The sequence below is a fragment of the Cupriavidus sp. SIMBA_020 genome (assembly GCF_046535395.1).
In the GTDB taxonomy this organism is placed as follows: Bacteria; Pseudomonadota; Gammaproteobacteria; order Burkholderiales; family Burkholderiaceae; genus Cupriavidus; species Cupriavidus campinensis.
In genome coordinates this window covers 1-247 of sequence record NZ_JAWRWU010001351.1, presented here as the reverse complement: position 1 = coordinate 247, position 247 = coordinate 1, and the positions used below count along the sequence as shown (strand labels likewise).

At 64.0% G+C, this 247-nt stretch carries 1 pseudogene; it reads left to right on the top strand.

The features are described 5' to 3' along the window. Positions 1–247, top strand: a pseudogene (locus SB751_RS33910) (GMC family oxidoreductase); the annotation flags it as partial.

Below are 247 nucleotides of genomic sequence, written 5' to 3'. Positions count from 1 at the left end.
GGATGGCGCGTACCCGAACACCATCGACGAGCTCACGTACAACATCCGCAAGAAGCTCTTTCTCGACCTTTCGAAGACCACCGTTTCGATCCGCCATAACGCGGCCGAAACGGCGCTGCCCTACCGCCAGCTCGCCGCGTTTCTGCCCGGCGAGGGCGTGGGCGGCGCGGGCCTGCACTGGTCGGGCGTGCACTTTCGCATCACGCCGGAAGAGCTGCGCCTGAAGAGCCATTACGAAGAACGCTAC